The organism is Parabacteroides sp. AF18-52, from assembly GCF_003479145.1.
GTDB classification, from domain to species: Bacteria; Bacteroidota; Bacteroidia; order Bacteroidales; family Tannerellaceae; genus Parabacteroides; species Parabacteroides faecis.
Map to the genome: position 1 here is coordinate 310,411 of NZ_QUGR01000007.1, position 7,833 is coordinate 318,243.

General features: G+C 44.2%; 5 protein-coding genes. 2 read left to right on the plus strand and 3 right to left on the minus strand.

Annotation, left to right across the window (positions count from 1 at the left end; all coding sequences use genetic code 11):
• Positions 1 to 27: 27 nt before the first annotated feature.
• From DWX23_RS14090 to DWX23_RS14100, 3 genes are all read right to left on the minus strand, one after another.
• Positions 28 to 1,863 carry a RagB/SusD family nutrient uptake outer membrane protein gene (locus tag DWX23_RS14090; RefSeq protein WP_122352001.1) on the minus strand — a complete coding sequence of 612 codons (1,836 nt, stop codon included), beginning with the start codon at positions 1,861 to 1,863 and terminating at the stop codon, positions 28 to 30.
• A gap of 16 nt (positions 1,864 to 1,879) precedes the next feature.
• Complete coding sequence (locus DWX23_RS14095) at positions 1,880 to 5,317, minus strand: TonB-dependent receptor (RefSeq protein ID WP_122374939.1); 3,438 nt, start codon at positions 5,315 to 5,317, stop codon at positions 1,880 to 1,882.
• 160 nt (positions 5,318 to 5,477) lie between these two features.
• A complete protein-coding gene (locus tag DWX23_RS14100; protein ID WP_122374940.1) occupies positions 5,478 to 6,482 on the minus strand; it encodes a FecR family protein in 1,005 nt (334 codons plus the stop codon).
• Between the two features lie 136 nt (positions 6,483 to 6,618).
• Here DWX23_RS14100 and DWX23_RS14105 point away from each other — a divergent pair, with 136 nt between their 5' ends.
• On the plus strand, positions 6,619 to 7,218 hold the full coding sequence (locus tag DWX23_RS14105) for an RNA polymerase sigma-70 factor (RefSeq protein ID WP_122374941.1): 600 nt from the start codon (positions 6,619 to 6,621) through the stop codon (positions 7,216 to 7,218).
• Between the two features lie 110 nt (positions 7,219 to 7,328).
• A complete protein-coding gene (locus DWX23_RS14110) occupies positions 7,329 to 7,763 on the plus strand; it encodes a DUF6078 family protein (protein WP_122374942.1) in 435 nt (144 codons plus the stop codon).
• The last annotated feature ends 70 nt before the right edge of the window (positions 7,764 to 7,833 follow it).

A 7,833-nucleotide genomic window follows, 5' to 3' on the forward strand; every position in this document is an offset into this window, starting at 1 on the left:
CTTTGTTAGTATTTTAGATCTTATAAATTATTCCCAACCCGGATTCTGTTTGATATTCGGGTTTAATACCATCTGATTTAAAGGAATCGGATAAAGATAGTAATATTCCGGCCAAAGTTTGCCGGGTGCCGGATGAAATTCCAGATAACCTTCTTCCGCACCTCCGTCGATAGTAACAGCCGTACCATCCGGGAAATCGGATTTCCGGACATATTGCCCGAGCTTTTTCTTCATGGCATACTGGCATTTTTTCCATCTTCTGAGATCGTCGAAACGGAAGTTCTCGGCAAATAGCTCGATACGTCTTTCGCGGCGGACTTCCCACAGGAGCGGCGATACGGCATAATCTCCGCTGTAACTGGCATTGCCCAGATCCCTTTTCGGGTCGAAGCTTTCGTTTATTTGCGAAACGACCATCGGAGAAACGTTCGTTCTTGAACGTATTTTATTGATCGTCATATCGGCTGTCGCCTGGGTAAATTCTCCCAGCTCGACCATTGCCTCGGCATAATTCAACATAACTTCTTCCACCCGGAAGATCGGCATATCCGTTTCTTCGTTCCTCTGTGAACCCATGCTCAGGTAGGTATTGAAATATTTCCAGTTATTATATCCGAAAGCAGATTTGTACCAGGGTTGACCATTCAGATAAAAATCAAAATGCGGATTTTCTCCTAAAATACCTCCGTCGTATCCCTGGCGGAAAGGCAATGTTTTCTGACGTTCTGCCGGGACGATCATATTAATACTGTCAATGAAACTCCTGTCCTTCGGGTTGTCTGTGAATTTCCATTTGTTATCCCAGGCAGTGGTCGATTCCGAACGATCGACTACGTAAGGAGGTGTGACATGTAACCAGAGACGATGATCCCTGTTACTGAATTCATTGTATATATCTTTATCACCGAGATACATCGGACTGTTCCAACGGGGTTTTCCATCTGAACATAAATAACTGTCTACCATGTCTCTGGTCACGTTATAGAATGATTGTGCCGTAGTTCCCCCGATACTGGTGGCATGTACTACACCAGCTTCGTTCGAATAAGCTTTGTACAGGATAATTCCAGGTATACCGTTTAACGACAGAGAGTTGAATAAATCGTCATAGTTGCTGTGTATGTTCGGATATACTTTCAATACCTCTTCGGAAGCCCGTTTACATTCACGCAGGAATTTATCGGCTTCCTGAAGGGCGTGATATTTTCGCCAGGTTCCTTCAAACAAACAGAAACGGGATAGTAATGTCTGCACCACTACCCGATTGATCGTATTGGCTCCGTCGCCGTTCTGATTGATATGCTGTTCGGCATACTGCAGGTCTTCCAGAATATGGTTGGCAATTACATCGCGCGATTCTCTCGCACCGTAAATGATATCCGTTTCATCGTCCGCCAACACATGATCCACCCAGGGCACACCACCGTAGGCAGATAGTAACGTCATGTAACGATAGGAGCGGAAGAAGTAACCGACACTGCGCCAGTGTTCTCTTTCCGTTTCACTCATTTCCGAGCTCTCGATATGATCCAGCATCAGGTTTACCCGGCGTATGAACGAATATTGTGCCCAGGGCGTATTGGTTGTATTGGAAGGAGGTACGACGATCCCTCTGATCCAATCCGTTTCTCCCGAACCGCGTGTGGAGTTATAGGATATATTATCCGTGTTGGTTTCTCCATAGCTGAGTGCCGGGAACGTTTCATACAAGCCCCATGCATATGTTTTGAAATTGTCGTATGACTTGAATACGGTTTCTGCCGTAGGATTCCCCAGCGGATATCTTTCCAGGAAGTCGTTGTTCATGCAACCTGAAAATCCGAGAATAAGGAGTAATCCGAATATTATTTTGAATGTTTTCATAATCGTACCGTTTATTTTAGAAAGTAACATTTATACCCAGTGAATACTTTTTCATGAAAGGATATTCCCAGGCTCCTTTAGAAAGCATATCCGATTCCAGACCTTCGGGCAGATGGTCCCAGGTATGCAGGTTCTCGCCGCTGACGAATACCCGGATATTGTCCATATAGATCCTCTGGCAGAAGCTTTTCGGAAGTGTATAAGACAAAGTGATATTCTGTATTTTCAGATACGCTGCGTTCGCCAGATATTTGGTCTGCACCTTTCTGTTGAATGATGTATTGGTCTGGTCCTGCGAATAGACTCTGGGGAAATACGCATCCGTGTTTTCCGGTGTCCAGAAGTCGAGTGTTTCCTTGAACAGACTTCCCCAGCCGCCGGTGGGCCATGCCATCTGGTCTGTACGCCAGTAATCCCGTTTGCCTACTCCGCGTAGAAAGATGGATAAGTCGAAACCTTTGTATGTTACACCGGCTGTGATGCCATATTGGTAACGGGGCGTGTTGTTTCCGATGATACGCTGGTCTCCGGGATTGTAAACCGTATTTTCTCCCTGGAAGATATATTCGGTATCTTCATCGAAGTTCTTATAAAGGATATCTCCCGGATACACTTTCCCGGCTCCTTTGAACATCGGGATACCCGATTTGAGGGTTCCGTCGGCATTGAAATCGTCTTCCGTATAGAAACGGTCGGTGACGTATCCCCATATTTCTCCCAACTTCATGCCTTTGCGGTAGATGTTCGATCCGATAAGTCCCGCTTCATTATCGTACTTTGTGATTTCCGATTGTGAGTCATACAGATTGAAACCTACCCGGTAACCTACCTGTCCGATCTGGTCACGCCAGTTGATCTTCAGTTCCCACCCATACGTTTTCAGGTCTGCTGCATTTTGCTTTGCTGCGCTGGCGCCGACAACTCCCGGTAGTTCCATTCCCGGAGCCAACATTCCTTTGGTATCGCGGCGATACCAGTCGAAAGTCGTATTCAGTTTATTGTCGAACAGATCCAGGTCGAAACCGAAATCGAGCGTATATACCTTTTCCCAACCGAAACTGCTGCTGACCATAGCGGGTGCTCCCAGTGTCGTGATCTTCTGTCCGTCTACCAGCCAGCTGGAGAGATAAACGTTCATATCCGGGATATACGGATAGTTGTCCGGCGTATTATCGGATTTCAGGATAACCTGGTTACCGATAGACCCCCAGGATGCTCTCAGTTTCAGGTTGGAAAGATAACTGTTCATCCCTTGCATGAAACTTTCTTCCGAAACCCTCCAACCGGCAGAGAAAGAGGGGAAGAAACCGAAACGGCTGTTTTTGGGGAAACGCGAAGTCCCGTCATAACGTCCGTTGGCTTCGAACAGGTATTTTCCGGCATAACTGTAGTTGACCCGGTAAAATAATCCGCGGATAGCGAATTCTTCGAACGCATCGCTGGTTATTGGTGTTCCGGTCGATAAAGACAATGACGGAAGCGAACCGACTACAACGTCTGTCCGGTATGAATATTGGGATTCGGTATGGCTTGATTCCTGATTGTATCCGCCCATCAGGGAGATATCGTGTTTACCGAATGTCATATCATAATTTGCGAATAAGTTGACGGCATTATAATCCGTGTATTTGGAGGTAACTGCATAACTGGAATTTTCCGTGCTGTTCAGCACCCCTGTAAAGTTCAATCCGATATACTGATATTTATTCTTATAGAACTTGTTTTGCGAGGAAGTACGGTTATATGTATATTCCCCGGTAATACGTAAGCCTTTTAAGGGCGTCAGTATAACGCGTCCCAATACACGGAGATCGTTTTGTTTGATCTTACGCGGTTCGCCGTAGCGGATATAAGTGGCTGGTGACTCCGGGGCATATGTAATCCCGTCCTGCTCATAATCTTCGTTGTTCTGATAGGAGGGCAGATTCATTGCTGCCACCCATACGGTATTACGTCCTCCGGCTTCCACTTTGTTCTGCTTCGAGTTGCCATATTTCAGGTCGAGTTGTGTTGTCAGCCATGAGTTGACATCTACGCCCATGAATGTAGACAGGTTGAGTCGGTCGTAACTGTCTTTGTCGGTGATCAGAATACCGTCTTCCCCGGTGTAACCGACACCGATACGATAAACCGTTTTCTCGCTACCACCGGATACGGACATGCTGTGGTTCTGCATAAAACCGAAATTGTCGGTCATATCATCGAACATGTTCCGTTCCTTCATCAGGAAAAGATTTCCTTTTTCATCGAAGATATATCCTTTCGGATATTTGCCGGGATCGCTCATGTAATCGCGGATATATCCTTCCCATTGAGTAATATTCTTACCGTCCACATAAGTGTCGTTCGGCCAGCCCATTTCCTTATAAGCCAGGACCGATTCCAGCGGACTTGCCTTTTGGGGCAGTTCCAACGCTTTGGAGAAAGATATATTATTGTTGTAATTGAATTTCGGGGCAGAGTCTTTTTTCCCTTGTTTGGTTGTGATCAGAATTACCCCGAATGCCGCTCTCGCCCCGTAGATGGCTGCGGATGCTGCATCTTTCAATATGGATACCGACTCGATCTCTTGTGGGTCGATCATATTGATATCCATAGGAACGTTGTTCACCAGTACGAGCGGAGTACCTCCGTTGATGGAAGTCGTACCACGGATATTATAGCTCATCGCATCACCGGGTGTTCCGGTCTCCGAACCGATCTGTAATCCCGGTGTGGCTCCTTGTAAGGCTGCCGTGACATTGGCTATCGGACGGTCGCCCAGTGTTTCGGACAGATTGACGGAGGCAACGGCACCGGTCAGGTTTACTTTCTTCTGGGTACCGAAACCGACTACTACGACTTCGTCTATCAGTTGCGAATCTTCCTTGAGGGTGACCGTTAGTTCTTTCTGTCCTTTCAGATGGATCTCCTGTGAAATGTATCCGATGAACGAGACAGTCAGCACAGCATTCTGGGGTGCGTCGATCGTGAATTTGCCATCCAGATCGGTAATCGTCCCGCTATTGGTTTTCTTATCTATCACGTTGGCTCCGATAATGGGCAGTCCGGTTTCATCAAGTACTTTTCCGGTGATTTTCCCTTCCTGTTGAGGCTTATCGGCAAGCAGGACAATTTTATAATTCTCTATCCTGTAATTGTTGGACGATAGTAACTGGGTCAGAACTTCTTTGATACTGGCATCTTTGGCATTCAGACTGACCTGCCGGTTCATGTCGATGTCCGAATTATTGTAGAAAAAGACGAACGGTGTCTTTTCTTCAATCGTTTTAATTGCTTCGCTGAGCTTTACACCGGATAATTCCAGGCTTATTTTAGTGTTTTGTGCATAGGTGCTTACTGCATAAAGCTGGAAGAAGCAAAAGCTTATAAGTAATAGTATTAGCTTCATTTTTCTAAATGAATTAATGTTAAGAAAGGAGATAACATTCCTTCCCGTGGAAATTTTTTTCATACATTTGTACTGTTTTAAATTTAACTTATTGTTCTCATTTCTAAGTTTAGAGAACAGTTTGTTTCACATTACCAGGCAGATGTTACCAGCATTTGCCTGGACTGTTTTTATACTTCCCTGTTTGTTTACTTCATAGGCATTTCATTTTTATTGATTCGTATTATTTTTTAGGCTTCACATAGATTATATCGTCTTTGATGGAATAACGGATCGGAACGATCATTTCCAATAGTTTGAATATCTCATCGGGAGACTCTTTTCGGATGGTCAGCGACAGGCGTTGATCGACCGGAGTACCTTGCTGGCAGACCAGTTCCATACCGTACCATAACTTTATCTTATGCAGGACGACGGATAATTTCTCATCCTGACAGATCAGTTTGTCATTGATCCATAAGATATATTCGGATGCATCTACCTGTTTTATTTCATGAACTCCTGTCTGTTTGTCGACAGTCAGCCGTTGATCCGGTTTCAGAAGGATCGCATCGGGATTGCCGGGCAGGTGTATCTCGACCTTTCCGGTAAGCAGGGTTGTCTCGCTATTGGTCTTGTTCGGATAATCTTTTACATCGAAACTGGTTCCCAGTACATTGACGGTCATCTGGTTGGTTTCCACATAAAAAGGAGCCTTTTCGTCTCTTTTTACTTCAAAGTATCCTTCACCTTCCAGCTTCACCTTTCTGTATTTATCGGAGAATTTTTCCGGATAAACCAGTTTGCTGTTCGCATTCAGCCAGGCGATACTTCCGTCGGGCAGCGTGACCGATCCTTTGCTGTCTTTCCCCATAATAGCCTGGTTTATAACAACAGCTTCTTTCTCTCTATATACGATATCCGGTGTCTGCCTGCCGATAAAATATCCGCCTGCCGAACATGCCAGGATGAGGGCGACTGAAGCTGCGATATGTAATAAAGGACGTAACCGGTAGCTGGTCTGCCTTTTTTTCTTTTCATATTGTTGTACGTTCTCTTTGAACTGCCGGAAAGCATTTTCGGAATACTCTGCCGTTTGTGGCGGAATATTCCCGGAAGCCAGCCAGATATCCCGCAGGCCGGAGAATATTTTTTTATTTCCTTCGCTTTCCCGTAGCCAGTCGAGTAGCTGTTTTTTTTCTTCCGTACTCGCCGTTTGTTGTAAATATTTTAATATGATGTTTTCCATCCGCTCTGTGTATCCCTGTTATTTCTGTAATACTCTTCTTCTTATACCTATCACAAAACAAAACCGGTTATCCCTACCTCGATGATGAAAAAAAAGCCTATTTTTACAGAAATATTTTTGAATAGGGGATCGTTGAATGCAAACCATAGGTAGAAATCAGTATGATAAGGAGGAAAACGGATTAGGAGAATTGATGCTGTTCCAGGAGCTTTTCGAACGTTATTTTCGTTCTTTGGTGACTTATGCTTACAGATATGTAAACGATTGGAATGTAAGTGAAGATATTGTCCAGGATGTTTTCATGGCTTTATGGGTTAACCGGAACGAGATCGATTTTGAGGAACCGGTAAAGCCTTATCTGTATCGTGCTACTTACAACCGGTCGATCAATCATCTTAATTCTGTGCTGGTTCAGCGCCGTGTCGACCATACCGATAATCTGGATGAACTGATCGACTACGAGATCCTTTCCTATAACCAGCATGATAATCTGCTTTTGAAAGAGATAGAAGAGGAAATATCATCTTTTGTCAAGAGGCTTCCGGAGCAACGAAAGAAAGTATTCTTGTTGAGCCGTGAAGAAAATATGAAGAATAAAGAAATTGCATTCCTCTTGAATATCAGTGAAAAGACCGTAGAGAAACATATAACTAAAGCCTTGTCCGATATCCGTACCCATCTGACACAAACCGGGCTGATGTCCGGACTGATTTACTTCTTGCTGAACCAGAACTGATTGTATCTTACCGCAGGAAAGCTTTATAATTCGGGCTAAATGCCATATTTATGCTGCAATTGTCTTGTAGTTAAATAATAAAGCGTATTTTTGTTAAAACGATATGCATTATGGATAAAGACTTTGATTACAATTTACTGCCGTATAAGTTTGCTCATTGTATGAACAGACAATGCAAACAAGCTGATAGGTGTCTTCGTAGCAGGGCTGCCCAGCATATACCGATTGAGCGTAAGACTGTTACCTTTGTTAATCCAGCACATACGAATCCTGCCAATGAAGATTGTCCCTACTTTAAGGCCGACCAATTGGAACAATTTGCTTTGGGTATGACAAATTTGCTGGCGTATATTCCACATAATGATGCAATAGCCATCAAACAAGAGATGTTAACCTATTTCGGACGAACGCATTTTTACCGGCTTTGGCGTAAAGAGCGTCTTTTTACTCCCGAGCAACAGGAGTATATCCGGCAATTGTTTCTTCAAAGAGGTCTTCAGGAAGCTCCCGTATTCGATGAATATGTTGAGCAATATGAGTGGTAAAAGTATATAAGCTGTCTTTTTGTAGATATGGTTGACTCTCTATAAGAATCCAAAATGAGAGAACAAAATT

What these genes read in the sequence shown, in the direction of transcription:
- DWX23_RS14090 (WP_122352001.1), bottom strand. Translation starts at nt 1,863, where the DNA reads ATGAAAACATTCAAAATAATATTCGGATTACTCCTTATTCTCGGATTT.
- DWX23_RS14095 (WP_122374939.1), bottom strand. Translation starts at nt 5,317, where the DNA reads ATGAAAAAAATTTCCACGGGAAGGAATGTTATCTCCTTTCTTAACATT.
- DWX23_RS14105 (WP_122374941.1), top strand. Translation starts at nt 6,619, where the DNA reads ATGCAAACCATAGGTAGAAATCAGTATGATAAGGAGGAAAACGGATTA.
- DWX23_RS14110 (WP_122374942.1), top strand. Translation starts at nt 7,329, where the DNA reads ATGGATAAAGACTTTGATTACAATTTACTGCCGTATAAGTTTGCTCAT.
- DWX23_RS14100 (WP_122374940.1), bottom strand. Translation starts at nt 6,482, where the DNA reads ATGGAAAACATCATATTAAAATATTTACAACAAACGGCGAGTACGGAA.